Source organism: Pseudomonas sp. ADAK2 (assembly GCF_012935755.1).
Lineage (GTDB): Bacteria > Pseudomonadota > Gammaproteobacteria > Pseudomonadales > Pseudomonadaceae > Aquipseudomonas.
The window spans coordinates 6,156,226-6,177,243 of record NZ_CP052862.1 but is presented as its reverse complement, the minus strand read 5'-3'; the positions used below and the strand labels follow the sequence as shown (position 1 = coordinate 6,177,243).

The following is a 21,018-nucleotide window of genomic DNA, read 5'->3' as shown; positions in this document are numbered from 1 at the left end:
CAATCCCGGCGACAAGTAAACTGCTGAGTGTAATTCCAACTTTTCCCTGCCGAAGCGTACTTATGACAGCTCCACAGCGCCTGACCGACCGAAAACGCGAAGCCATCATCCAGGCGGCGATTACCGAATTCCGTAGCAACGGTTTCGAGATCACCAGCATGGACAAGATCGCCGCCACGGCGGGCGTGTCGAAGCGCACGGTGTACAACCACTTCCCGAGCAAAGAAGAGCTGTTCGCCGAAATTCTCAACCAGTTGTGGGCGCGGGTGACGGAAGAACAGGACACCTCGTACCGCCCTGAGCTGCCCCTGCGCGATCAGCTTCGTCAGCTCCTGCTGGCGAAAATGCAGATGATGGGCGATAACAACTTTCTCGACCTCGCGCGGGTGGCCATTGCCGCGACCATTCATTCGCCCGAACGTGCGCAAAACATGATCACCCGCATGGGCGAACGCGAAGAGGGTCTGACCCTGTGGATTCGGGCGGCCCAGGCCGATGGCCGACTGAAACCGGTCGCCCCGGAGTTTGCCGCGCAGCAGGTCCAGGGCTTGCTCAAGTCCTTCGGGTTCTGGCCGCAGATTTCCATGGGCCAGACCGGCCTTTCGCCCGAGGTACAAAGCACGGTCGTCGAATCCGCCATGGACATGTTCCTGGCCTGTTATCAGCTCTAGATCAAGTCCCGCCGTACCTGCGCCCGCGTTAAATGGCTCCCAAGGACACTGATTATTCCCGTTGGAATAAATGACAATGTCTGCCGCTTTACCGATGAACGGTAACTCTGAATAAAACACCGCAATGTGTTTCAGAATGAATCTGGCGCAGGGAATTATGGAAAACCAACGCGGCAAGGGCCTTTCGTTCGCCCGACGCATTTACATGCCCAGAACGGTCGGTCTGGGCATTGGCTGTATTTGTGTGACCGCCGCGCTATATCCCTTGAACATGCCGGGCTGGGTCTGGGTGCTGATGCTGCTCAATGGCTTCGTCTGGCCCCATCTCGCTTACCAGATGGCCACCCGCTCGCCGTTTCCTTATCAGGCTGAACGCCGCAATATCATTGGCGATTCGTTGTGCGGCGGTTTCTGGGCGGCCGCCGCTCAGTTCAACCCGATCGTGACCGTGACCATTCTGTCGATGATGACGATGAACAACGTCGCAGCCGGTGGCCCGAGGCTGTTCCTCTACGGCGCCCTGGCGCAAATGGTCGGCGTCATCATTGCCTGGCTCGTGTTCGGCATCGGCTTTACCCCGACGGCCACGCCGATCCAAGTGTGGGCCTGCCTGCCATCGCTGACCCTTTACCCCTTGGCGGTGGGCATGGTGTGTTATCGACTGGCGTTCAAACTCGCCGAACACAAGCGCACCTTGAGCGCCTTGAGCCGCACGGACAGTTTGACCGGCCTGCTCAACCACGGCGCCTGGAAGGACCTGCTGCACGTCAAGTTCCAGCAGTGCCTGCAGAATCAGGGTGCGTCGGTGATTGCCCTGATCGACATCGATCACTTCAAGGCGATCAACGACACCTACGGGCATATCGTCGGCGATACGGTGCTGCGGCAATTGAGCGTGGAACTCAAGCGCACCCTGCGTGAAAGCGATCTGGCCGGCCGCTATGGCGGTGACGAGTTCTGCGTGATCCTGCCGAACATGTCGTTGCAGCAAGCCAGGGAAGCAATGGAACGTTTGCGCGAAGTGCTCAACGAATATCGCCACCCGCACGTGCCCGAACTGCGCATCAAGCTGAGCATCGGCCTGGCCGCGTACCAAACGCCTTTCGCCGACGCGATTACCTGGCTCAACGACGCCGACAAAGCCCTTTACACCGCGAAAAACACCGGTCGCAACAAGATCAGTATGGCGTCGAGCCATTCAACATTGATTCAGACAACCGACGCCTGCGCAGGACTATAGTGACCCCAAGTCCCGATTCCCTGCCGAGCGCACCATGAATTCAACCAAGCCCGACACCAAGCCCGCCGCCCCTGTCGATCACCTGCGCTTCCATCGCCCTCACGCTCACCTGGCGCCGACCTTCGGCAACGACAAATTCGCCCTGCGCGCCGAGGCGTTTGCGCGGTTCTTCGGCACCCCGACGTTTCTTGGTGCGCAAACCCTGATCGTGGTGCTGTGGGTCTGCCTGAATCTGTTCGGCGTGGCGCACTTTGACCTGTACCCGTTCATCCTGCTCAACCTGGCCTTCAGCCTGCAATCGGCTTACGCCGCGCCACTGATCCTGCTGGCCCAGACCCGTCAGGCCGCGCGGGACAAAGCCCAGTCCGACGCCGACGCGCAACACCGCGAAGCCCTGGCCGTCGCCAACAGCGAGCGCCAGGCCCAGGCCGCGCAGAACACTGCGCAGTTGCTGGAACTGCTGGAACAGAACACCCGCCTCACCGAAATGACCAAGGCCCTGACCGAACGGATCGAAAACCTGACGTCGGAAATGCATCAGCATTTTGTGCGCAAGGATGAGCCGAACCTCTGATCAGCGAACGACCACCTTATCCGCCGGCACCTGGGGCAGTGTGACGACTCGCTGCTGCCAGCGCTTTTTATAGCTTTTGGTCCATGTCTGATGGTTACCGTCCAATACGATCTCGATCCCCCCCCCTCTGGCAAATGGAAAACACCCGTTAAACACCGTCCGCCCGGCCGCCGTCCTCGATAATGGCTTGGGCAAGTTGAGCTTGCGTGTCACTTCCCAAAAAGTGCCCGCCACAGGTGAACGGCTGGGACATGGCTTGTCCCGAAGCACCCAAAACACACAAGGCCAACAGCCGTTGAGCCGCTTTTTTCATCCTTACCCTTCCTTGGATCAGCGATTGAATCGAATGTCATAGCGCTAAAGTTATAGGTCGAGACGAGCCTGAATAATCAGAAAAAACGACAGTAGCCATAGGACGAATACCCAGTTTTCGAAGGCGTTTTTCCGGGTGCCGCGGAAACGGCGCGGGCAATGAAACGTCCGAGGTTCACGAAGGCTATCGCTGCCGCTACGGTGTGAATCCGCAGTTCGAACAGGCGCTGTTGAACGGGCAACTCAACGCCGTCGGTCACGATTCGAATGGCGATTTGCGGGCGGTGGAGCTGCAAGGTCATCCGTTCTTCGTCGCTACTTTGTTCCAACCGGAACGTGCCGCGCTCAAAGGTACGTTGCCGCCGCTGGTGGGCGCCCTGATCGACGCCTGCGCGAAGCAGAAATCATGATCGCCAAGACTCCATCACCGCCTTACTACGCGGTGATCTTTACCTCCCTGCGCAGTCGAGCGGGCCTATCGGTTTGAAAAATCGGTTTAACAGCGCTGAAGATCGGCAGTTCCTGCAGGAGCTGCCGAAGGCTGCGATCTTTTGACCTTAACCCTGCACCAAACTGCGCACCGCCGAAATCTCCGGCACTTCCAGTCGATGCATATACACCCGCAACGGCTCGGTAACGTTGATCCGGTCATCGATGTTCTGATCCAGCAACAACTGAATCAACTCGCGCTTAAGCGTCATCGCCTGCTCGGGGCCCGGCGCCCAGACGAATTCGCTGGTGGGGATGATGCCGTCATCCGCCACGTCCATGCCGAAGGAGTCTTCGCTGAAACGCACGATGTACTGGCCGGTCTTGCGATTGAGGCCGACGAAGCCTTTGAGTTGGTCGGCGGCCTGGCAGATGAGCTGGGAAGTGATGCGCATATAAACCTCACAAAAGGTCGCAAAGGGACCGGTGATCGATGGTTTACACGCAAGGCTGGGGAACGGCTTTCCCTCTGCCGGGGAAACTGCCGGGGCCAAGAGTACTGCAAAGAACCGCACAAAAGCGCTGAAAAAAATCGCTTTAAACACGTTTATGTCGGTCTGGCGATAGCGCTCGCGGCGCTCAGTTGTTAAAAGGTACGTCTTTGAAAACCTCTGCGAAAGGACCTCGACCATGCCTGCTACCTTCACCAAGAGCGCCTTGGTACTGAGCCTGTTGCTCGGCCTCGGCCAGGCACAGGCCGCCACCCAGCCCAGCCCCACTGCACGGGCGACCACGCTGGGCATTCCGCATCCGGCCGTGATTGCCCACCGTGGCGCGTCCTTCGATGCCCCGGAATCCACCGCCGCTTCCTACAGACTGGCCCGCGACCTGGGCGCCGATTACCTGGAAATGGACCTGCAGCGCAGCAAGGACGGCGTGCTGTTCGCCCTGCACGACAACAACTTGCAGCGCACCACCGACGTCGCCACCAAGTTCCCCGAGCGCAAGGACGCCCCGGCCAACCAGTTCACCATCGCCGAACTGAAAACCCTCGACGCCGGCAGCTGGTTCAACGCCGCTTACCCGGATCGTGCGCGTCCTTCTTACGTCGGCCTGAAAATCCTGACCCTCGATGAAATCATCGACATCGCCCAGGGCAACCCACTGCACAAGCCCGGCCTGTACATCGAAACCAAAGAGCCGAAGCAATTCCCCGGCATCGAGCGCGACCTCAAGGAGAAACTCCAGGATCGCGGCTGGCTGAGCCCGGTCGGTTCGAAACTGGCGAAGAGCGCGATTGCGGTCGGCCAAGGCAAAGGCAAAGTCGTGCTGCAAACCTTCGAGAAGAGCAGCCTCGAACTGCTGCAAGCAGAAATGCCGAACGTGCCGAAGATCCTGCTGTTGTGGGTCGGTGACGGCAGCATCGAGCCGAAATCCAAAGTGACCTTCGCCGAGTCCGGTGACAAGGACAAAGCCACTTACTACGCCAAGCAAGAACCGAAAAGCAAAGCCGAATTCCAGCAATGGGTCGAGTACGCCAAGGCCCAGGGCGCAATCGGCACCGGTCCTTCGGCGGCGCTGACCAAGGGCGGCGATCAGAGCTATTCGGACCTGGTCAAGCCATGGATGAACCAGTTCACCCACGATCAGGGCCTGCTGGTGCACGTCTACACCATCGACGATGCCGTGGATTATCAGAAGGTGATGGACGCCGGTGTCGACGGCATCTTCACCAACCGCGCCAGCGAACTGCTGAAGTTCTACAAACGCCCGGCGGCAGGCACCGTGGCGCAATTGCTGCAGAACAACGGTTACTGATCGACGTCTGACGCGAGACGGCGTCGACTTCTTCGCGAGCAATTAAGGGTGAATTAAGTTGCGCCGCTTAACCTGAGCCCACTTAAACAGATCACCCCAAGGAAAGACTCTTATGAAAACCCTGACTGCCCTGTTCACCGCCGCTGCCCTGACCCTTACTGCCGGCATCGCCCAGGCTGACATTCGTGTCGACCAGATCCCTGAGCTGGTCAAAAGCGGCAAAATCAAGCCACTGGAAGAAATGAACCAGGCTGCGCTGAAGCTGCATCCGGGCGCGACCATCACCGACACCGATCTGGACAACCACTTCAACGGCTATGAATACGAAGTCGAATTGCGCACCGCCGAAGGCGTTGAATGGGACGTGGATTTCGATGCCACCACCGGCAAAGTCCTGAGCAACAAGCAAGACACATAATCCCCCGCAATACGAAATCCAAATAACGCACGATCTTCGGGTCGTGCGTTTTTTTATGCCTGCGCGCGCCAGGGTCGCTAGAATCCCACACGGGTTCACGCAGAGATCAATGAAGATGGAGCAAACAGCGGCAGCAGACATCGCCACCATCGGCCGCATCAGCGCCGTGCCGGCGATTCTTCAGGTGATCCGGGAAATGACCGGCCTGCGCTTTGCCGCCGTGGCCCGTGTCACCGAGGATTCCTGGACGGCCTGCGCCGTGCTCGATCAACTGGACTTTGGCCTCAAGGTCGGCGGCGAACTGGACGTGGTCTCCACCCTGTGCCATGAAATCCGCGAGGCCCACATGTCGGTGGTGATCGACAAGGCCAGTGAAGACCCGCTGTACCGCGATCACCACACCCCGCGCCTGTACCAATTCGAAAGCTATATTTCGGTCCCGGTGTTTCGCACCGACGGACGTTTCTTCGGCACCATCTGCGCCCTCGACCCCAACCCGGCCGAGCTCAAGAGCAGCGCGATCCAGACCACCATGGAGTCGTTCGCCAGGGTGCTGTCACTGCAGATCGAAGCCGAAGAAAACCTGCAACAGACCGAAGCGGACCTGCAACAGGAACGGCAAACCGCCGAACTGCGCGAACAGTTCATCGCCGTGCTCGGCCATGACCTGCGCAACCCGCTGTTCGCGATCAGCGCCGCCGCCGAAATGCTTCAGCGCAAATTCGCCAATCCGGGCAGCGACAAACTGGTGCAGCACATCCTCACCAGCGCCCGGCGCGCCGCGCAACTGGTGGACGACGTGCTGGACTTCGCCCGTGGACGTCTGGGCAACGGCATCCCGCTCGACATCGCCACTTGCCCGGACCTGGGCGATGCCTTGCAGCATGTGATTTCAGAGATACAGGGCGTGCACCCGCAACGGGTCATCCGCGCCTCGATCGGCGACTTGCAAGGCGTTCATTGCGATCGCGAGCGCGTCGCGCAATTGCTCTCCAACCTGCTGGCCAATGCCATTGCCCACGGCGATGTCCGAGGTGACATCGAAGTCATCGCGCAGGTGGATCAGGGCGCCTTGATGCTGGCGGTGAAAAATCCGGGGACAATCCCCGAAGCCGTGCTGCCCCAGCTGTTCCAGCCCTACTCGCGACCGACCCGCGACACGCCCCAGGCCGGCCTCGGACTGGGCCTCTACATTGCCAGCCAGATTGCCCAGTCCCATGGCGGCCAACTGCACGTGGCGTCCACCGTGCAGAACGGCACGCTGTTTACCTTCCGCCTGCCGGCAACCCGTTAAGCCGACGTACTAACCATCGACCCCGACGTGCTGCTGCCCTCCTGCTGCAACGCCTGCAACAACGCCGCTGTGGCGGTTTGCAACGAGCCCGAGGTCGTCGCGATCTGTGATTGCGCGGCGGCGACATCGGCGGCTTTGGCATCGGCGCTTTCCTGCCTGGCCTGAGCCGCTTGCAGTTGCTGCTGTTGTTCCTGCAATTGCTTTTGCAACTCGGCGATCTGCTTGCGCAACTCTTTCACCGTGTCGGATTCCGTGCTGCTGCTCGAATTTCCCCCACCGGCCGCTGGCGCCGCACCTCCGGCGGAAGCCTTGGTGGTATCGCTGGAAGTCGCTGCGGTCGCTGACGTAGCGTCGTCGGTGCTGTCGCTGATCGCGGTTTTGCTGGTCGGTGTGGAAAGGGTCTGGTTGATCGAAACCGAGGTGATGCTGACCATGGGACTTGTCCTATGTGGGTTCAGGTTAACCCCATCATCGACATCCGCTGGCCGCACTTGAGATCGACTGTGTACCGGTTTGGTAAGCGAACCGGTACACAGTCTCTTTGCTTAAGCGCTGAGGCGCGCCGTGACTTCATTCAACTGCCCCGACAAGCCGTGCAGGTTGTGGCTGGCGGCTTCGGTGCGTTGCACGTTGTCCAGGTTGGTGCTGGCAATCGTGGTGATTTCGGTGAGGTTGCGCGAAATGTCTTCGGCCACCGACGTCTGTTCTTCGGCGGCGGTGGCGATCTGGCGGTTCATGTCGCGGATGGCTTCCACGGCATGGGTGATGCGCTCCAGCATGGCGCCGGCCTCGGTCACTTGCGCGACACTTTCTTCGCTGCGGGACTGGCCGCTTTCAATGGCTTGGGCAGCATCTACGGCACCGGTTTGCACAGTCTGGATGATCTGGTTGATCTCGATGATCGACGCCGCCGTGCGCTGGGCCAGGCTGCGCACTTCGTCGGCCACCACCGCAAAACCGCGTCCGGCTTCACCGGCACGGGCCGCTTCGATGGCGGCGTTGAGCGCCAGCAGATTGGTCTGCTCGGCGATGCCGCGAATCACTTCCAGCACTTTGCCGATACGGCCGCTGTCGGTTTCCAGACGACGGATGACCGTGGCCGTATTGGCGATTTCGCCGCGCATCTGGGTGATGGTGTGGATGGTGCCCTGCATGACCTTTTCGCCTTGCTGGGCGGACTGGTCGGCATCGTCGGCGGCACGGGCGGCGTCGGCAGCGTGACGCGCCACTTCCTGGGCGGTGGCGGACATTTCATTCATCGCCGTCGCTACCTGATCAGTGCGGTTGAATTGCTCGTTGGTACCGCTGGCCATGAGGCCGGCAATGGCGTTCAACTCGCCGCTGGCGCTGTCCAGATCCTTGGCGCTGCGCTGCAAGCGGTTGAAGGTTTCGGCGAGGAAGTCGCGCAAGGTGTTGGCGGCCATGGCCAGTTTGCCCAGTTCGTCTTCACGGCTGCTGGCCACGCGCTCGGCGAACTTGCCCTGGCTCAGTTGCGCCACGTAGTCGATCAGTTTGCGGATCGGGTCCACCAGGTTGCGGTTGATCAGCCACAGGCTCAACAGGCCGATCAACAGGCCCGAGGCGAGCATCACGATAATCCCGAGCATGACCGTGCGCTCGGCACCGGCACTGATCAGCGCCGATTGCTCGGTGCCCTGCTTGCGCAATTCGCCGACCAGTTCGCTCATCTGATCGCTGGTGGCGCGGTCCACGCCTTTGACCGCAGTGTCGCCGGCGGTTGGATCGGCACCGGCGGCGACGTAGGCATCGCGACCTTTCTGGTAAGCGCTGCCCAACTGGCGATGCTCGTCACGCAGGCGTTCGATGCGGGTCTTGAGCTGGCCGTCCAGGCCTTTCTGGCTCGCCAGTTCGCCGAGGATGCCCTGCACGTCGCGCTGGCGGTCTTCGAATTGCTTCCAGTATTTGTCCAGGTCGGCCGGCTGCTTGCCCCGCAGCAGGACATTTTTCCACTCCTGAACCTGCACCTTGAATTGCAGGTTGGCTTCATCGATCAGTTGCGAGGTGTGCAGCGGTCCGTCGATCAGGTTGGCGTAACTTTGCACGCCACTGGACAGGAAGTGAAAGCAAGCCAAAGCGATCAGCAACATCGCCAACAGGCTGCCACCGAGCAATGCGAGAATTTGGGCTCTCAGGGATTTTTGCAGCATCGAGTGATACTCATGACAGGAATGAGGCACGCCTGATTGGGCGTGAAAGACGTCCAAACTTCCCTGTCTGCGATCCCGGCGCGTGGCCGAAGCCGCGCAACCTAACACCTGCGTCATCGGCGTGCCAGAGCGGTTCTTGAATCAATTCCGACCGCTGGTTGCGCACACGTTTGCGCGCCACACACCTGTCACAAAACCGTCAAGAAGCCTTGCGATGATGCCCGGTAGCAACTGCCGTAGCTCCCGTGGCTCCCGTGGCTCCCGTAGCTCCCGTAGCTCCCGTGGCTCCCGTAGCTCCCGTAGCAGCTGTCGAGCGGAGCGAGGCAGCGTTCGGCGGCGAAGCCGTCGTGAAATCAGGCACCGGGGTGTTTCAGGAAAACCGCGAGCTCAGGTTTGACGACGACTTCGTCGCCGAACGCTGCCTCGCTCCGCTTGACAGCTGCTACGTTGCTACGTTGCTACGTTGCTGCGTTGCTACGTTTCCACGTTGCTACGGCCGAATGCCCCTCCCCAGCGAGACCTCATGAACCACAGCATCGATCACACTCACCGCGACACTGACTTGTTCGGCTTGCTGTACGGCTTCCGTTTTCGTCCGGGGGAGCGTGGCCGGGAGATCGATTCGGCCGAGGCGCTGCGCTGTTTGCAACAGTCTGAAGACAGCGACGAATTCCTCTGGCTGCACCTGAACCTGGCCCACGCCGCGTGCGAGCGCTGGATGAAAAGTCATCTGGAATTGCCCGAGGAGTTTTTCGAGGCGCTGCACGAGGGCTCGCGCTCGACCCGCATCGAACATGTCGATTCGGCGTTGTTGGCGGTGGTCAACGATGTGGTGTTCAACCTCAGCAGCATGGTGTCTTCGGATGTGTCGACGCTGTGGGTCTGTGCCCGCAGCAAGCTGATCATCAGCGCGCGCCTGCAACCGCTGCACTCGGTGGACAAGTTGCGCTCCTCGGTGAAGGCCGGGGAATGCTTTCGCTCGCCACTGGAATTGCTCGTGCACTTGCTGCGCGATCAGGGCGAAGTGCTGACGCAGATCGTGCGCAAGACCAGCCAAAGTGTCGATCAGATCGAAGATGAATTGCTGTCCTCGCGGCTGTCGACCAACCGTGCCGAACTGGGCGCCAATCGTCGGGTGCTGGTGCGCCTGCAAAGGCTGCTGGCGCTGGAGCCGGGGTCGTTGCTGCGTTTGCTCAATCGGCCACCGCAATGGTTGCAGAAGGAAGACGTGAAGGAGCTGCGCAAATCCACCGAGGAGTTTGCGTTGATCATCAACGACCTCACGGCCCTCGGTGAACGGATCAAGCTGTTGCAGGAAGAAATCGCCGCCAACCTCAACGAACAGAGCAACCGCACGCTGTTTACCCTGACGGTGGTCACGGTGCTGGCGTTGCCGATCAACATCATTGCCGGTTTTTTCGGGATGAATGTGGGTGGCGTGCCGCTCTCCGGCGACCCGGAAGGTTTCTGGATTCTGGTGGCGCTGGTGGCGACCTTTACCTTGATCGCCGGGCGTTGGGCGTTTCGTAAGCGCCAGGATTATTAACGCACCCCAGTGATCGTTCCCACGCTCCGCGTGGGAATGCAGCCAGGGACGCTCCGCGTCCCAAAGCGGACGCAGAGCGTCCGGGGAGGCATTCTCACGCGGAGCGTGGGAACGATCAGTAGGTAAAAACCCCCAAACACTGACCCACCGCAGTCTCTCTGTCACATTTTGAAACGATCATGGGCGACACTCCTTCCCTCATCAGGATTGTCCGTGATGGCTACTCCTTCCTATACCACTGCCCAGGCGCCCGCCAGCGCCAGCAGCGCCAGACCGCAGCTTGATAAAAAACCCGGCCTGTTCACCCTCGTCATTTTCTTCGGCGTATTGGCCAGTGGTTTGTTGTTCACCGCTTACAGCCTGATGCACGACATGCACGAACTCGGCACGGTGGTGACCACCTGGACGCCGTTTCTGCTGCTCGGCGTGGCGCTGCTGATCGCCCTCGGTTTTGAATTCGTCAACGGCTTCCACGACACCGCCAACGCCGTGGCCACGGTGATTTACACCAACTCGCTGCCGCCGAACTTCGCGGTGGCCTGGTCCGGTTTTTTCAACTTCCTCGGGGTGTTGCTGTCGAGCGGCGCGGTGGCGTTCGGCATCATCGCGTTGCTGCCGGTGGAACTGATTCTGCAAGTCGGCTCCTCCGCCGGTTTCGCCATGATCTTCGCCCTGTTGATCGCCGCGATCCTGTGGAACCTCGGCACCTGGTGGCTCGGCTTGCCGGCCTCGTCGTCGCACACACTGATCGGTTCGATCATCGGCGTCGGCGTGGCCAATGCCCTGATGCACGGCCGTGATGGCACCAGCGGCGTGGATTGGGCGCAGGCGACCAAGATCGGTTATGCATTGCTGCTATCGCCGCTGGTGGGCTTCGGTTGTGCCGCGCTGTTGCTGCTGGCCCTGCGTGCCTTCGTCAAGAATCGCGCGCTGTACAAGGCTCCGGAAGGCGACGCGCCGCCACCGTGGTGGATTCGCGGTCTGTTGATCCTGACCTGCACCGGCGTGTCCTTCGCCCACGGTTCCAACGACGGCCAGAAAGGCATGGGCTTGATCATGTTGATCCTGGTCGGCACCCTGCCGATGGCGTATGCACTGAACCGCACCATGCCCGCCGATCAGGCGCTGCAGTTCGCCGCCGTGGCTGAAGTCACCCAGCAAGCACTGGTGAAAACCACGCCGCTGCCAGCACCTGGCAACCCGCGTGCGGTGCTGTCCGATTACGTGCGCAGCAAAGAAGCCACGCCGCAACTGATCCCTGCCCTCGCTGCGCTGGCCGGCAATATCGGCAACGAAGTGAAGGGTTATGGCTCGCTGTCGAAAGTCCCGGCCGAGGCCGTGGGTAACGTGCGTAACGACATGTACCTGACCAGCGAAACCATTCGCCTGATGGACAAGAACAAGGTCGGCAATTTCGACGCCGACACCAGCGGCAAGCTGCAACTGTTCAAGCAGCAGATCGACAACTCCACACGCTTCATTCCGCTGTGGGTGAAGATCGCGGTGGCCATCGCCCTGGGCTTGGGCACCATGGTTGGCTGGAAGCGCATCGTGGTGACGGTCGGTGAAAAAATCGGCAAGACCCACCTGACGTATGCCCAGGGCGCATCCGCCGAAACCGTGGCGATGCTGACCATCGGCGCCGCCGACATGTTCGGTCTGCCGGTATCGACCACCCACGTGTTGTCCTCGGGGGTGGCCGGGAGCATGGTCGCCAATGGCGGCGGTTTGCAGATGAAGACCATCCGCAACCTGCTGATGGCCTGGGTGCTGACCTTGCCGGCGGCGATCCTGTTGTCGGGCAGTTTGTACTGGTTGTTCACCAAGATTTTCTGACCCGCCCCTGTAGGAGCAAGGCATGCCCGCGATAGCGATTTCAAGAACGCCATCGCGGGCAAGCCTTGCTCCTACAGATCAGAGGCTGGTCTGGATGATTTGTGCCAGCCACTCCATGAACGCCCGCACCCGCAACGGTAAATGCCGTTGCCGTGCATACAGCAGCGACACTTCCATCGACGGTGCGTTGAACTGCGGCAGGACCGCCACCAATTCACCGCTGAGCAAGTACGGCTGCATGCCCGTCCGTGGCGCCTGGATCAAGCCGAACCCACCCAGGCACGCCGACTCATAGCCATCGGTGTTGTTCACCGTAATGCTGCCGGCCATCGCCACGCGCTGCAGCTTGCCCTCCTCTTCGTACAAAAACCCTTCCGACCGCGAACCCAACACACCGACGTAATGCACCAGTCGATGCTCTGCCAAATCGTCAAGACTTCGCGGCACGCCATAGCGTTGCAGGTAAGCAGGGCTGGCGCAGTTGACCATGGCAAAGTCGCACACATGGCGGGCGACCACCGATTGATCCGGCTGCGCACCGACCCGCAACACACAATCAAAGCCTTCGCTGAGCAAATCGACCCGGCGATCGGTGCTGCTGATTTCCAGCTCCAGAAGCGGATGCCGAGCCATGAATTCCGGCAGGCGCGGCATGACCAGGCGCCGCGCCAGAATGCTCGGCATGTCGATGCGAATCCGCCCGGCCAGCGAGGCTTCGTCCTGTTTGAACAGGCCTTCGATTTCATCCATGTGCGACAGCAAATCCTTGCTGCGCTCGTACAACGCCAGGCCGTCCTGCGTTGCCTGAACCTTGCGCGTGGTGCGTTGCAGCAGCCGCGTGCCCAGCAGGGTTTCCAGCGCCTGGATATGCTCCGAGACCGTGGACCGGGGCAAGCCCAGGCTTTCGCCGGCAAGGGTGAAACTCGACATCTCGCTGACGCGGACGAAGGTGCGCAGCAGTTCCAGCTTATTCATGGGCCGACCTTTATTGTTCGGATTAACCGATCAGTGATTCCGATTTACCCCTATTTATCACTGCCAACCGGATAAATAAACTTCCTCACATCGCTCACCCACGCTTGAGGAAATCCCATGAACCGTAAAATCGCATTGATCACTGGCGCCAGCCGCGGCCTGGGCAAAAGCACCGCGCTGCACCTCGCTACCCAAGGCATCGACATCATCGGCACCTACAACAGCCGCGCCGATGAAGCCCAGGCCCTGGTCGCGGAAATCGAAAACCTCGGTGGCCGCGCCGCCATGCTGCAACTCGATGTTGGCCAGAGTGATCGTTTCGGCGCCTTCAGCAGCGAAGTCGCGAATGTGTTGAAGAACCACTTTGATCGCCAGCACTTCGATTTCCTGGTGAACAACGCCGGGATTGGTGTGCACGCCAGCTTCGTCGACACCACCGTCGAGCAGTTCGACCTGCTGGTGAATATCCATTTCAAAGGCCCGTTTTTCCTCACGCAGAACTTGTTGCCGCTGATGAACGACGGCGGGCGCATCGTCAATATTTCCAGCGGTCTGGCCCGTTTCAGCTTGCCGGGTTACGCCGCTTATGCGGCGATGAAAGGCGCGATGGAAGTGTTGACCCGGTATCAGGCCAAGGAACTTGGCGAGCGCGGGATTGCGGTAAATATCCTGGCGCCGGGGGCCATCGAGACTGATTTCGGCGGCGGCACGGTGCGCGATAATGGCGCGGTGAACCAGATGGTCGCGAGCAATACGGCGCTGGGTCGCGCCGGTCAGCCGGATGACATTGGTGCGGCGATTGCGCTGTTGTTGTCGCCGGGCGGCCAGTGGATCAACGGCCAGCGCATCGAGGCGTCGGGCGGGATGTTTTTGTAAGCAACATCGCGATGGAGCGGGCTGACGATCAGCCCGCTTATCGCATTACTGGCGGGCCAACAGTTGCGCGAGAACCGTCAACAACTCGACCCGGCCCTTGCGCGGTTCACCTTCAAACTCGATCCAGCCTTCGTTGAAGCCGTCGATCATTTGCATCCGTGGCAACGGGTGGTTCATCCCCTGACTTTCAAACAATCCCTGCCAGGTCTCCCGTGGCACGACGTGCATACGCACCGGTTTGCCCAGCAGTTCGCTGAACCCGGCGCCCAGTTGCAACGGCGTGATCCGTTGCGGGCCTTCCAGTTCGACGACGCGTTGACCGTGCCAATCCTCCAGCAAAAGCTCAGCGGCGACGCGACCGACGTCGGCGGTGGCGATCATCGGCACGGGCTTATCCAACGGTTGCAGGAAGCTTGGAATCCCGCCTGAGCCGACCGCGTGCTCGACATCCCATAAAGCGTTTTCCATGAACCAGGCGGGTCGTAACAGGGTGACGGGCAATGCAAGCTTGTTAAGCGCCAACTCCAGCAAACGTAATTGATTAAGCAGGTTCGGCTGAGAAGCCTGAGCGCCGATGGTCGACAGCCCCACGACTTTGCCGGGCCGTGCAGCTTCCAGCGCCGAGCGAATGTTCTCCACCACGTGCCGGGTTTCCGGGAAACCTGGGGACGGGTCAAAATTCGACGGCATCATCACGAACACGCCTTTTACACCGGTAAACGCCCCAATCAGGGCGTTACGGTCATCGACATCCGCCACCACCGATTCACACCCCTGCCGGACCCACACCGCGCCTTTATCAATACTGCGCACTACCGCGCGTACCGGATGCCCGGCGGCCAGCAACGTCCGGGCGACCGCGCCGCCCACTTTCCCGGTAATGCCCATGACTGCGTACATCAGCTGTTCTCCTGCGCGATGGCGACGGTTGTCGCGATGGACGCAATTATTGGGTGCAGGGCGAACATTCTCCGATAGCATGAATGTCATTGGACAAATGATCTGGAGTCATCAATGAGTTTTGATGCGAGCCTTGCCAGCGGCATGGGCGTGTTCAGCGCGGTGGTCGATGGCGGCAGTTTCGTGCGGGCGGCCGAGGCGCTGGAACTGACGCCGTCGGGTGTCAGCCGCGCCATCGCCCGATTGGAAAAACGCCTGGGCATTCGCCTGTTTGATCGCACCACGCGTACGGTCACGCTGACCGATGAAGGTCGGCGCTTCCATGGTGAAATCGCGCCGTTGCTGGCCAGTCTGGAAGAAGCAGCCAACTCGGCCTCGACCAGCGCCACCCAGGTGCGCGGACGGCTGCGGGTGAACATGGACCCGTATTTTTCGCGGCTGATCCTCGGGCCGAAGCTGGGGCAGTTCATGGCGCGCTATCCCGAGCTGTACCTGGAGTTGCAAACCCGCGATCAGCTCGGGGACATGGTGGCGGAAGGATTTGATCTGGCGGTGCGTTTCGGCCATCCGCAGTCGTCATCGCTGGTGGCGCGCAAGTTGTTGGAGGTGCGGGTGCTGACGCTGGCGTCGCCGGCGTACTTGAAGCGCCACGGACGACCGTTGGCGCCATTGGATATGGAAGACGAGCGACACACGTGCGTGCAGTTTCGCGATCCGCAAACGGCGCGCCCATTTGGCTGGGAATTTCATCGCCCGGGGCGCGCGGTGCTGCATGTGCAGCCGCATTGTCGGTTGTTGGTCAATGATGTGGGGACGTTGCACAGCGTGTGCGAAAGTGGCGAGGCGATTGCCCAAGTGCTGGATTTGGGGATTGCTCCGGCGTTGGCGGAAGGTAGGTTGGTGGAGTTGTTCCCCGATTGGCCGGATGAGCGGTTTCCGTTGTATGCGTTGTACCCGTCGCGGCATTTGCCGGCGGCGAAGGTGCGGGCGTTTTTGGGGTTTGTGAGTGAGTTGTGTAACGGAGCGACAAGCCCCTTGTAGCAGCTGTCGAGCACCGCGAGGCAGCGTTCGGCGGCGAAGCCGTCGCAAACCCTGCGTACGCGGTCTGCCAGACATACCGCATAGCCTGATTTCACGACGGCTGCGCCGCCGAACGCTGCCTCGCGGGGCTCGACAGCTGCTACCAAGCCGTGATCGTTAGCCCTGGCAAGAAGAGCGCAAGACCAACCGCTCCCGCACCACGTCATACCCCCAGTGGTAAACATAGGTGTAGGGCAGGAAGAACAGCAGCACACCGATGTCCAGCAGGAACGCCTGCCACAGGCTGACGCTCAGCCACCAGGCAATCAGCGGCACGCCCATCACGATCAAGCCGCCCTCGAACAACAGCGCATGCACCACCCGCACCCAGGCGTTGCGCACGATTTCATAGCGCTTGAGCAAGCGGTCAAAAAACCCGTTGAACACCACGTTCCAGCCCAGGGCCAGGGCGGCGATGGCCACGGTGGCGACGCCCATTTCCAGCATCGGTTTATCCATGATCCAAGCCAGCAACGGGGTGCAGATCAACACGGCCAACAGTTCGAAACCGACGGCCTGGAAAATACGTTCAGTAATGGATTTGTTGGCGTTCATGGCCAGACTCCTGAGTGACTGTGGTTGCCATGATCTGTCAGCACACCGATACTTAATAATCAATAACCATCGATCAAGGCGATAGTTCATGGCCTCTCACGAAGTGTTGCTGGCGTTTGTCCAAGCCGCGACCCAAGGTTCGTTTTCTGCGGCGGCACGCAAACTCGGGCGCAGTCAGTCGACCATCAGCGCGGCGGTGGCGAGCCTGGAAATCGACCTCAACCTGACCCTGTTCGACCGCAGCAGCCGCAAACCGAGCCTGACCCCGGCCGGGCACGTGATGCTGCAACGGGCCGAGGACATCCTCGCCGCCACCAGTCGTTTGGAAATGACCGCCAGCCAATTGTCCCAAGGGGTCGAGGCGAAGTTGACGGTGGCGATTTCCGACACCTATCAATCCGACCGTTTCGAAGCGGCGCTCAGTGCCTTCGAGCAGCGTTATCCGGACCTGGAGCTGGAATGCCTGATCGCCGAATGCGATGACCTGGTGGCGTTGGTGCAACGCGGGCGAGCGCATGTTGCCTTCGCCGAAATGCAGGACAGTTATCCGCCGGACCTGGTCAGTTCGACCGTCGATGAGCGCACGGACATTGCACTGTTCGTCTCTCATACGCACCCGTTGGCAACGCAGAGCGGGATCGATCAGGAAGTGTTGCAGCAGCATCGTGAGTTGCGCCTGGCGACTATCGTCAATCCGTATGAAAGCCGGGCGAAGGGCCGGGTGTGGTCGGCGCCGAGTTACCTGATGCTGCTGGAAATGGCCCAGGGCGGGTTCGGCTGGGCGCCGCTGCCGCGCTGGCTGGTGGGACGGTTTGGCGCGGGGTCATTGGTGGAATTGGAGGTGCGCGGCTGGCCGAAACCGGTGTATGTCGATGCGCTGTGGTCACGGCTGCACCCGCCGGGGCCGGCGGGGAGTTGGTTATTGAGCAAAATGCTGGAATAAAACGCACACCCCTCGTAGCAGCTGTCGAGCACCGCGAGGCAGCGTTCGGCGGCGAAGCCGTCGTGAAATCAGACAACGCGGTGTTTCAGGTAAACCTCGCGTGTAGGGTTTGATCGGTCCCACGCTCCGCGTGGGAACGATCGGTCATTTCAATTCTTGCAGGCGCCCCTCGATAAACCGCCGCTCCGGCTCCTGCTGCGTCAACTCAAGCGCTCGCCGATACGCCGCCCGCGCCTTTTCCACCCGCCCCAACTGCCGACAAAACTGCCCCCGCGCCGAATGCGCCAGGTGGTAATCCAGCAACTCCCCGCGCGCCAAAATCTCTTCCACCACCGTCAACCCCGCCAACGGCCCATCGCGCATGGCCAGCGCCACCGCACGGTTCAGTTCGATCACCGGCGATGGCACCGCCCGCAGCAGCAAGTCATACAGGCCGACAATCTGCGGCCAATCCGTCTGCCCCGCCGTCACGGCCTCGGCGTGCACCGCCGCGATCGCCGCTTGCAGGCAGTAAGGCCCGAAGCGTCGCAGGGTCAGCGCGCGCTCCACCAGCGCGCAGCCTTCGGCAATCATCCCGGCGTCCCACAATGAGCGGTCCTGTTCATCCAGCAGGATCAACTCGCCGGTGTCCGAAGTCCGGGCCGGGCGCCGCGACTCGTGCAACAACATCAGCGCCAGCAATCCCATCACCTCAGGTTCCGGCAACAACTCCATCAACAAGCGCCCGAGGCGAATCGCTTCACGGGTCAGGTCTTCGCGGGTCAGTTCGGCGCCGACAGAGGCCGAGTACCCCTCGTTGAACACCAGGTAAATCACCCGTAATACGCTGTCGAGGCGTTCGGGCAATTCGCCCAGCGATGGCACTTGATAAGGGATTTTCGCGTCACGGATTTTCGCTTTGGCCCGCACAATGCGCTGGGCGATGGTGGCCGGCGCCGAGAGAAAGGCGCGGGCGATTTCTTCCGTGGTCAGGTCGCAGACTTCCCGCAGGGTCAGTGGCACCTGGGCATCCGCCGCAAGCGCCGGGTGACAGCAGGTGAAGATCAGGCGCAGGCGATCGTCTTCCACGTCTTCGTCACTCCAGTCGGCCTGCTCCAGCTCTTCCAGTTGAGCAATCAGCAACGGCTGCGACGCCTTGAAACGCCCGCGTCGGCGCAACACATCAATCGCTTTGAAGCGCCCGGTGGACACCAGCCAGGTGCGCGGATTGTCCGGCACACCGTCCCGCTGCCAACGCTCGACCGCGACGAAGAACGCCTCGTGCAAGGCCTCCTCGGCGAGGTCGAAATCGCCAAGCAAACGGATCAGCGTCGCGAGAATCCGCCGCGAGTCTTCGCGGTAAACCTGCTCGACCCTGGCCTTGACCGACTCGCCGGACATCAGTCCGGCATGCCTTCGGTCACCAATGTCACCAAGCGGTCGAGGCTCTGCCCCCAACCGTCATGAAAACCCATGGCTTCATGCGCCTGGCGATCCTCTTCGCTCCAGTGCATGGCGCGGGCGGTGTAGAGGGTTTTGCCGTCCCGGTCTTCGAGGGTCACTTCGGCGCTCATGAACGGTTTGCCTGACGGAATCCAGCCAGGAATAAACGCGTCGGTAAACACCAGCCGCTCCGGTGCGACGATCTCCAGGAACACACCCATGGTCGGGTACTCGCTGCCGTCCGGGGCGCGCATCAGGGTGCGAAACTGGCCGCCGACCCACAGGTCCATTTCGCACTCCGGTGTGGTCATGCCGTGGGGCCCCCACCACTGCACGAGCAAGGCCGGCTCGGTCCAGGCGCGGAAAATCTTACGGCGCGGCGCGTCGATCAAGCGGCTGATGGACAGTTCGAATTCGGCAGGCTGTTTTTTAAAGGGTTGCGGGCTCATGCAGCTCTCCTGTTTGTTTTGATTGTTCAGGGATTCAACTGGCGAACGGGACGCACCTCGACACAGCCGACCCGGGCCGCCGGGATGTCGCCGGCGACCTGGATGGCTTCGTTGAGGTCCTTGGCATCGATCAGGTAGAAGCCGGCCAACTGCTCCTTGGTTTCGGCGAACGGGCCGTCGGTGATCGACAACTTACCGTTGCGCATACGCACGGTGGTGGCGGTCTGCACCGACTCCAGCGCTTCGGCGGCGATCATCCGGCCGCTGCCCTGGATCGACTCGGCGTAGGCCATGCACTCGGCGTCTTCCGGGCTGTCGGGCAGCGAATGCAACGCCTGTTCGTTGCTGTAAACCAGGCATAGGTATTTCATGGGACGCTCCGTGATCGGCTGATCAACTATGGCTGCTGTTTGGCGTTACGGCTTCTTTTCCGACGATCAGGGCTTAAGCTCGAACAGAGCGGCGCCGCTGGTCATGTCGAACGGTGCCGACCAGTGTTCGTGGACGATCTGCCACAGCCCCGCCTCTTGCCGGTAGCACTGGGTTACGCGCATCCAGCAGGCCTGGGTTTCGCCCTTGTCGTTGGTGCCGCCGCACCGGGCCAGCCAGTGGGCGAAGGCGATCTCTTGCGAAGGCGCGATGTCGATCTCGTGGAATTCGAAGATGTGCGGGCCGGGGCACATTTCCATGCATTCCTGCCAGTGCGCGCGGTACGCCGCTTTGCCTTTGAATTGCAGGGCCTTGACCGCGTCGAAGGAGACGATGTCGTCGGCATACAGCGCCATGACTTTTTCCACGTCCTTGGCCATGACAGCCTGGCGGTAGCTTTCGATCAGGCTATGGATTTGGGTTTGCGCGTTCATGAAGGTTCTCCGTGGTTTTTGTTGTGAAGACACCCTTAGTCGTTCGGCGTAACGTTGAATCGACAGCTGAAATAAAAAATTATCACTGAAACAATTTGTCTAGAATCCGCGTCGCACATTCATGTGGGAAATTTCGGAAAAGGACACCACCCATGACCGCTCGACTCGTGCCTTACGAAAGCCTGAACGCGCAACAGTGCCGGCAGGTCGAGGCCATCGAAGTTCATCAGGAACAGATCAAGTTTAGCGGCGACATCCACGGTGCGTTGCACAGCCTACTGTCCAAACCCGGTCCCGGCGTAAAAGGCTTTGCCTTGCTGGTCGAGGACATTCCCGTGGCGTTCCTGCTGCTCAAGCGCCCACCGGCATTACCGGCCTGGGCGAATGAACACAGCGCCACGTTGCACGCCTTGCAAGTCGATCAACGCGCCCAGGGCAAAGGGTATGGCAAGGCCTGTTTGCAAGCACTGCCGGCTGCCGCACGCCAGGTGTTCCCGGAAATAAAGGGGCTGGAATTGTCGGTCGATGCCGACAATGAATCAGCCATCGCGCTGTACACAAAATACGGCTTCGTCGACAGCGGCGAGGCGTACAAGGGCCGCATCGGTTACGAACGGCGGATGGGTTTGGTTTTTTGAATCGTTGAGGG

General features: G+C 60.7%; 23 protein-coding genes and 1 pseudogene. 13 read left to right on the top strand and 11 right to left on the bottom strand.

Features of this window, described 5'->3' with window-relative positions; all coding sequences use genetic code 11:
• The first annotated feature begins 62 nt into the window (after positions 1–62).
• The 3 genes from HKK52_RS28375 (at position 63) to HKK52_RS28365 (ending at position 2,485) form a co-directional block, all read left to right on the top strand.
• Entirely contained in the window at positions 63–671 is a 609-nt protein-coding gene (locus HKK52_RS28375; protein ID WP_169373500.1) for a TetR/AcrR family transcriptional regulator, read from the top strand.
• Between the two features lie 157 nt (positions 672–828).
• Positions 829–1,911, top strand: a complete 1,083-nt coding sequence (locus HKK52_RS28370; RefSeq protein ID WP_169373499.1) for a diguanylate cyclase — start codon at positions 829–831, stop codon at positions 1,909–1,911.
• Between the two features lie 34 nt (positions 1,912–1,945).
• The gene (locus HKK52_RS28365; protein ID WP_169373498.1) at positions 1,946–2,485 is read left to right on the top strand and encodes a DUF1003 domain-containing protein; all 540 of its coding nucleotides are present in this window, start codon (positions 1,946–1,948) and stop codon (positions 2,483–2,485) included.
• A 148-nt stretch (positions 2,486–2,633) separates the two neighbouring features.
• On the opposite strand, the gene HKK52_RS28360 is transcribed toward HKK52_RS28365, so the two are convergent.
• A complete protein-coding gene (locus HKK52_RS28360; RefSeq protein ID WP_169373497.1) occupies positions 2,634–2,798 on the bottom strand; it encodes a hypothetical protein in 165 nt (54 codons plus the stop codon).
• Positions 2,799–2,958: 160 nt separating this feature from the next.
• Between HKK52_RS28360 and HKK52_RS28355 the strand changes: the two are divergent.
• Positions 2,959–3,207, top strand: a pseudogene (locus HKK52_RS28355) (hypothetical protein); the annotation flags it as partial.
• 147 nt (positions 3,208–3,354) lie between these two features.
• Here the strand turns inward: HKK52_RS28355 and HKK52_RS28350 are convergent.
• Positions 3,355–3,681: a DUF2025 family protein gene (locus HKK52_RS28350; RefSeq protein WP_169373496.1), complete on the bottom strand. Its 327-nt coding sequence runs from the start codon at positions 3,679–3,681 to the stop codon at positions 3,355–3,357.
• A gap of 235 nt (positions 3,682–3,916) precedes the next feature.
• On the opposite strand from HKK52_RS28350, the gene HKK52_RS28345 reads away from it, so the two are divergent.
• The 3 genes from HKK52_RS28345 to HKK52_RS28335 all read left to right on the top strand — a co-directional run bounded on the left by HKK52_RS28345 (position 3,917) and on the right by HKK52_RS28335 (position 6,756).
• On the top strand, positions 3,917–5,044 hold the full coding sequence (locus HKK52_RS28345; RefSeq protein ID WP_169373495.1) for a glycerophosphodiester phosphodiesterase: 1,128 nt from the start codon (positions 3,917–3,919) through the stop codon (positions 5,042–5,044).
• 112 nt (positions 5,045–5,156) lie between these two features.
• The gene (locus HKK52_RS28340; RefSeq protein ID WP_169373494.1) at positions 5,157–5,462 is read left to right on the top strand and encodes a PepSY domain-containing protein; all 306 of its coding nucleotides are present in this window, start codon (positions 5,157–5,159) and stop codon (positions 5,460–5,462) included.
• Positions 5,463–5,577: 115 nt separating this feature from the next.
• Positions 5,578–6,756, top strand: a complete 1,179-nt coding sequence (locus HKK52_RS28335) for a GAF domain-containing sensor histidine kinase (protein ID WP_169374305.1) — start codon at positions 5,578–5,580, stop codon at positions 6,754–6,756.
• On the opposite strand, the gene HKK52_RS28330 is transcribed toward HKK52_RS28335, so the two are convergent.
• Positions 6,753–7,190 carry a hypothetical protein gene (locus tag HKK52_RS28330; protein ID WP_169373493.1) on the bottom strand — a complete coding sequence of 146 codons (438 nt, stop codon included), beginning with the start codon at positions 7,188–7,190 and terminating at the stop codon, positions 6,753–6,755. The genes HKK52_RS28335 and HKK52_RS28330 overlap by 4 nt on opposite strands.
• 111 nt (positions 7,191–7,301) lie before the next feature.
• On the bottom strand, positions 7,302–8,924 hold the full coding sequence (locus tag HKK52_RS28325; RefSeq protein ID WP_169373492.1) for a methyl-accepting chemotaxis protein: 1,623 nt from the start codon (positions 8,922–8,924) through the stop codon (positions 7,302–7,304).
• A 523-nt stretch (positions 8,925–9,447) separates the two neighbouring features.
• Between HKK52_RS28325 and HKK52_RS28315 the strand changes: the two genes are divergently transcribed.
• Both HKK52_RS28315 and HKK52_RS28310 read left to right on the top strand, forming a co-directional pair.
• A complete protein-coding gene (locus HKK52_RS28315) occupies positions 9,448–10,470 on the top strand; it encodes a transporter (protein ID WP_133838012.1) in 1,023 nt (340 codons plus the stop codon).
• A 216-nt stretch (positions 10,471–10,686) separates the two neighbouring features.
• The gene (locus tag HKK52_RS28310) at positions 10,687–12,306 is read left to right on the top strand and encodes an inorganic phosphate transporter (protein WP_169373491.1); all 1,620 of its coding nucleotides are present in this window, start codon (positions 10,687–10,689) and stop codon (positions 12,304–12,306) included.
• A 78-nt stretch (positions 12,307–12,384) separates the two neighbouring features.
• Here HKK52_RS28310 and HKK52_RS28305 read toward each other — a convergent pair whose 3' ends face one another.
• The gene (locus HKK52_RS28305) at positions 12,385–13,281 is read right to left on the bottom strand and encodes a LysR family transcriptional regulator (RefSeq protein WP_169373490.1); all 897 of its coding nucleotides are present in this window, start codon (positions 13,279–13,281) and stop codon (positions 12,385–12,387) included.
• A 117-nt stretch (positions 13,282–13,398) separates the two neighbouring features.
• On the opposite strand from HKK52_RS28305, the gene HKK52_RS28300 reads away from it, so the two are divergent.
• A complete protein-coding gene (locus HKK52_RS28300) occupies positions 13,399–14,157 on the top strand; it encodes an SDR family NAD(P)-dependent oxidoreductase (RefSeq protein WP_169373489.1) in 759 nt (252 codons plus the stop codon).
• A gap of 45 nt (positions 14,158–14,202) precedes the next feature.
• On the opposite strand, the gene HKK52_RS28295 is transcribed toward HKK52_RS28300, so the two are convergent.
• Positions 14,203–15,057 carry an NmrA family NAD(P)-binding protein gene (locus HKK52_RS28295; protein ID WP_169373488.1) on the bottom strand — a complete coding sequence of 285 codons (855 nt, stop codon included), beginning with the start codon at positions 15,055–15,057 and terminating at the stop codon, positions 14,203–14,205.
• A 114-nt stretch (positions 15,058–15,171) separates the two neighbouring features.
• Here HKK52_RS28295 and HKK52_RS28290 point away from each other — a divergent pair, with 114 nt between their 5' ends.
• The gene (locus tag HKK52_RS28290) at positions 15,172–16,098 is read left to right on the top strand and encodes a LysR family transcriptional regulator (RefSeq protein WP_169373487.1); all 927 of its coding nucleotides are present in this window, start codon (positions 15,172–15,174) and stop codon (positions 16,096–16,098) included.
• Positions 16,099–16,254: 156 nt separating this feature from the next.
• Here HKK52_RS28290 and HKK52_RS28285 read toward each other — a convergent pair whose 3' ends face one another.
• The gene (locus HKK52_RS28285; RefSeq protein WP_169373486.1) at positions 16,255–16,692 is read right to left on the bottom strand and encodes a multidrug/biocide efflux PACE transporter; all 438 of its coding nucleotides are present in this window, start codon (positions 16,690–16,692) and stop codon (positions 16,255–16,257) included.
• Positions 16,693–16,780: 88 nt separating this feature from the next.
• Here HKK52_RS28285 and HKK52_RS28280 point away from each other — a divergent pair, with 88 nt between their 5' ends.
• The gene (locus HKK52_RS28280) at positions 16,781–17,635 is read left to right on the top strand and encodes a LysR family transcriptional regulator (protein ID WP_169373485.1); all 855 of its coding nucleotides are present in this window, start codon (positions 16,781–16,783) and stop codon (positions 17,633–17,635) included.
• 144 nt (positions 17,636–17,779) lie between these two features.
• Here HKK52_RS28280 and HKK52_RS28275 read toward each other — a convergent pair whose 3' ends face one another.
• The 4 genes from HKK52_RS28275 to HKK52_RS28260 form a co-directional block, all read right to left on the bottom strand.
• A complete protein-coding gene (locus HKK52_RS28275; protein ID WP_169373484.1) occupies positions 17,780–19,015 on the bottom strand; it encodes an RNA polymerase sigma factor in 1,236 nt (411 codons plus the stop codon).
• Entirely contained in the window at positions 19,015–19,506 is a 492-nt protein-coding gene (locus tag HKK52_RS28270; protein WP_149657815.1) for an SRPBCC family protein, read from the bottom strand. The genes HKK52_RS28275 and HKK52_RS28270 overlap by 1 nt, the downstream gene beginning before the upstream one ends.
• A 26-nt stretch (positions 19,507–19,532) precedes the next feature.
• Positions 19,533–19,877 carry a YciI family protein gene (locus tag HKK52_RS28265; RefSeq protein ID WP_054044847.1) on the bottom strand — a complete coding sequence of 115 codons (345 nt, stop codon included), beginning with the start codon at positions 19,875–19,877 and terminating at the stop codon, positions 19,533–19,535.
• 66 nt (positions 19,878–19,943) lie between these two features.
• On the bottom strand, positions 19,944–20,369 hold the full coding sequence (locus HKK52_RS28260; RefSeq protein ID WP_169373483.1) for a YybH family protein: 426 nt from the start codon (positions 20,367–20,369) through the stop codon (positions 19,944–19,946).
• 152 nt (positions 20,370–20,521) lie between these two features.
• Between HKK52_RS28260 and HKK52_RS28255 the strand changes: the two genes are divergently transcribed.
• Positions 20,522–21,007, top strand: a complete 486-nt coding sequence (locus tag HKK52_RS28255; protein ID WP_169373482.1) for a GNAT family N-acetyltransferase — start codon at positions 20,522–20,524, stop codon at positions 21,005–21,007.
• Positions 21,008–21,018: the final 11 nt, after the last annotated feature.

What these genes read in the sequence shown, in the direction of transcription:
- HKK52_RS28335 (WP_169374305.1), top strand. Translation starts at nt 5,578, where the DNA reads ATGGAGCAAACAGCGGCAGCAGACATCGCCACCATCGGCCGCATCAGC.
- HKK52_RS28265 (WP_054044847.1), bottom strand. Translation starts at nt 19,877, where the DNA reads ATGAAATACCTATGCCTGGTTTACAGCAACGAACAGGCGTTGCATTCG.
- HKK52_RS28375 (WP_169373500.1), top strand. Translation starts at nt 63, where the DNA reads ATGACAGCTCCACAGCGCCTGACCGACCGAAAACGCGAAGCCATCATC.
- HKK52_RS28315 (WP_133838012.1), top strand. Translation starts at nt 9,448, where the DNA reads ATGAACCACAGCATCGATCACACTCACCGCGACACTGACTTGTTCGGC.
- HKK52_RS28280 (WP_169373485.1), top strand. Translation starts at nt 16,781, where the DNA reads ATGGCCTCTCACGAAGTGTTGCTGGCGTTTGTCCAAGCCGCGACCCAA.
- HKK52_RS28275 (WP_169373484.1), bottom strand. Translation starts at nt 19,015, where the DNA reads ATGTCCGGCGAGTCGGTCAAGGCCAGGGTCGAGCAGGTTTACCGCGAA.
- HKK52_RS28295 (WP_169373488.1), bottom strand. Translation starts at nt 15,057, where the DNA reads ATGTACGCAGTCATGGGCATTACCGGGAAAGTGGGCGGCGCGGTCGCC.
- HKK52_RS28310 (WP_169373491.1), top strand. Translation starts at nt 10,687, where the DNA reads ATGGCTACTCCTTCCTATACCACTGCCCAGGCGCCCGCCAGCGCCAGC.
- HKK52_RS28290 (WP_169373487.1), top strand. Translation starts at nt 15,172, where the DNA reads ATGAGTTTTGATGCGAGCCTTGCCAGCGGCATGGGCGTGTTCAGCGCG.
- HKK52_RS28300 (WP_169373489.1), top strand. Translation starts at nt 13,399, where the DNA reads ATGAACCGTAAAATCGCATTGATCACTGGCGCCAGCCGCGGCCTGGGC.
- HKK52_RS28305 (WP_169373490.1), bottom strand. Translation starts at nt 13,281, where the DNA reads ATGAATAAGCTGGAACTGCTGCGCACCTTCGTCCGCGTCAGCGAGATG.
- HKK52_RS28370 (WP_169373499.1), top strand. Translation starts at nt 829, where the DNA reads ATGGAAAACCAACGCGGCAAGGGCCTTTCGTTCGCCCGACGCATTTAC.
- HKK52_RS28270 (WP_149657815.1), bottom strand. Translation starts at nt 19,506, where the DNA reads ATGAGCCCGCAACCCTTTAAAAAACAGCCTGCCGAATTCGAACTGTCC.
- HKK52_RS28330 (WP_169373493.1), bottom strand. Translation starts at nt 7,190, where the DNA reads ATGGTCAGCATCACCTCGGTTTCGATCAACCAGACCCTTTCCACACCG.
- HKK52_RS28345 (WP_169373495.1), top strand. Translation starts at nt 3,917, where the DNA reads ATGCCTGCTACCTTCACCAAGAGCGCCTTGGTACTGAGCCTGTTGCTC.
- HKK52_RS28360 (WP_169373497.1), bottom strand. Translation starts at nt 2,798, where the DNA reads ATGAAAAAAGCGGCTCAACGGCTGTTGGCCTTGTGTGTTTTGGGTGCT.
- HKK52_RS28365 (WP_169373498.1), top strand. Translation starts at nt 1,946, where the DNA reads ATGAATTCAACCAAGCCCGACACCAAGCCCGCCGCCCCTGTCGATCAC.
- HKK52_RS28260 (WP_169373483.1), bottom strand. Translation starts at nt 20,369, where the DNA reads ATGAACGCGCAAACCCAAATCCATAGCCTGATCGAAAGCTACCGCCAG.
- HKK52_RS28255 (WP_169373482.1), top strand. Translation starts at nt 20,522, where the DNA reads ATGACCGCTCGACTCGTGCCTTACGAAAGCCTGAACGCGCAACAGTGC.
- HKK52_RS28325 (WP_169373492.1), bottom strand. Translation starts at nt 8,924, where the DNA reads ATGCTGCAAAAATCCCTGAGAGCCCAAATTCTCGCATTGCTCGGTGGC.
- HKK52_RS28350 (WP_169373496.1), bottom strand. Translation starts at nt 3,681, where the DNA reads ATGCGCATCACTTCCCAGCTCATCTGCCAGGCCGCCGACCAACTCAAA.
- HKK52_RS28285 (WP_169373486.1), bottom strand. Translation starts at nt 16,692, where the DNA reads ATGAACGCCAACAAATCCATTACTGAACGTATTTTCCAGGCCGTCGGT.
- HKK52_RS28340 (WP_169373494.1), top strand. Translation starts at nt 5,157, where the DNA reads ATGAAAACCCTGACTGCCCTGTTCACCGCCGCTGCCCTGACCCTTACT.